Raw genomic sequence first — 2,178 nt, 5'->3', positions numbered from 1 at the left:
ACTGTGGGAATGCGGTCTATGAGAACGGGGTGTTGAGGATGCTGCTCAATGAGGCGGGGTATGTGAGTTTCCCGGACAGGAAGTTCCATTTCTATTTGAAGGATCATCAGGGGAATACCCGTGTGGTGGCGGATAAGGATGGCAATGTGGAGGAAACTAACAATTACTATCCGTTTGGTGGGACTTTCACTTCTACAGCTAGTGTTCAGCCTTACAAGTATAATGGTAAGGAGTTGGATGCGAAGAATGGACTGAACTGGTACGATTATGGTGCTAGACATTATGATGCTGCGATAGGAAGGTGGCGTGTGGTGGATCCGATGAGTGAGAAATATTGGGCAATGAGTCCGTATGTATATTGTACCAATAATCCTGTGAATCGGATTGATCCGGATGGACGCGATTGGTACCAAAATAATGAGACTAAATGTTATGTTTGGTATGATGGCAATGACGAGAAAGAAGGGTACACATACATTGGTGAAAAAGGATTGGTTTTAGGGGAATTTGAATCCATAATTAATGGTATATTAACCGATCCCAACGGATTTAATACAAAGAGTCTTTATAGCGAAGGGTTTACTTTTGATATTGCACCTAATGATAAGGGAGGATTACTTGCCTCAAAAGAAAGAGGATGGGATTTTTTTGATGAATTTGCAAATGGTGTAGGACCGGAATTTTCTGTACTTCTATCTGATCATCCATATACAGAAGCAATGAAAACTGATAAAACAGTATTGGAGTGGCAGCAAAGGATTGCTGATGGGAAGACCGATGCCCCTGGACAAGCGACTAAGGTGAAACGTAGTTGGTCGCTTTTAAATGTCTTTGGAACAATTACTATGGCAAAACAGTTCATTGGCAGTTATCGTTATGACGCTTTTACAAGTTCAGATGGCAAGACGCTTAACAATGTAATTAGTGACAGTAAGAGTAGGACATCTTTATTCTTTCATTTGCCATTTTCCAATCAAAGTAGGAATCAAACGCGAGCTTTTTCGAATACGTATCAGTTCTATATATGGAAATCATCAAAATAGTTACAGCATGAAGAAGAAAATAGTATTGACATTTCTAGGTGGTATTTTAATTGTACTTTTTATTTTTGGGCTACTATTAGGCTCTTTCGATTTTATACCTTCGAAAAGATTAGGAAAAACCGACTATTATATATTAAAACATGATGTAAGTCCTACAATAGTTTTTGGATTATATTATCAATATCCGGAATCAAAAGAATCGTTTGTAGGAGTGTTGGATGCATGTATTGCCAACGTACATTGGAATGAACAATATATATTAGTGACTTCATGCAATGTACAAAACGATAGTATAAAGGGATATTATATTGTAAAGATGCTTCCTTCGGTAAAGGAAGGGGCTCCTTGGGAAAAAACAGGTCCTTTATCAGCTGATGAATACAAACAAAAAAAGCAAGAATTGCATCTTAATGAAAAAGAAATGAAATACATAGATCTTTTCGATTAGCAAGTTTGTGTTTTGGTTTGACTGAAATTGAGTAATTTGTCTAACCCTGATATAGGTTGTCTAATTAATGATAATTTATATCAGGGTATTTTATATATTAAATGTTTATTCTATAAATGTTTACCAACTCTACCCGTTCAACACAGCTAACATCCTATGACTTCCCGGGGAATCCTAGACAAGTCAGGAAAGTGCATACGTTCGGGTCGGATACCCGGACGGAAGTATATACCCATACCTATGACCAGGCGGAACGTTTGCTGAAAACAACCTGTCAGTTGGACAATGCCGCGGCGGTGACTCTGGTGGATGACACCTATGATGAGGTGGGACGCCTGAAGTCGGACAGCAGGAACGGAAACGCTAAACTGAAGACAGAGTATGCGTATAATGTCCGTTCGTGGACGAAGAGTATTACGGGAACGTTGTTCAGTCAGACGCTCAATTATCAGGAGGCGATAACGGGGAATACTCCCTGCTATAATGGAAACATCAGCAGCATGTCGTGGAAGGCGGGATCGGAAACCAGCCCAAGAGGGTACCGTTTCACGTATGACGGTCTTTCCAGGTTGAAGGATGCCCTCTACGGGGAAGGCACTACGCTTGCCGCTAATACGGACCGGTTCAATGAGCAGGTTACGGGGTATGACAAGATGGGGAATATTCTGGGGTTGAAGCGTTACGGGC

The 2,178-nt window shown here is 40.6% G+C and carries 2 protein-coding genes and 1 pseudogene; all 3 read left to right on the top strand.

Features of this window, described 5'->3' with window-relative positions:
• Nucleotides 1-1,043, top strand: a 1,043-nt coding sequence (locus CZ225_RS23070; protein ID WP_129585937.1) for an RHS repeat-associated core domain-containing protein, incomplete at its 5' end; no start/stop codon positions are given.
• A 7-nt stretch (nucleotides 1,044-1,050) separates the two neighbouring features.
• Entirely contained in the window at nucleotides 1,051-1,491 is a 441-nt protein-coding gene (locus CZ225_RS22640) for a hypothetical protein (RefSeq protein WP_077155964.1), read from the top strand.
• 116 nt (nucleotides 1,492-1,607) lie between these two features.
• A pseudogene (locus CZ225_RS22635) lies at nucleotides 1,608-2,178 on the top strand (RHS repeat-associated core domain-containing protein); the annotation flags it as partial.

The sequence above is a fragment of the Bacteroides bouchesdurhonensis genome (assembly GCF_900155865.1).
Lineage (GTDB): Bacteria > Bacteroidota > Bacteroidia > Bacteroidales > Bacteroidaceae > Bacteroides > Bacteroides bouchesdurhonensis.
Note: the sequence above shows the minus strand (reverse complement) of the source record. Positions and strands in the feature narration are given on the sequence as shown.

Coding starts and splice junctions, on each gene's coding strand:
- CZ225_RS22640 (WP_077155964.1), top strand. CDS start 1,051: ATGAAGAAGAAAATAGTATTGACATTTCTAGGTGGTATTTTAATTGTA.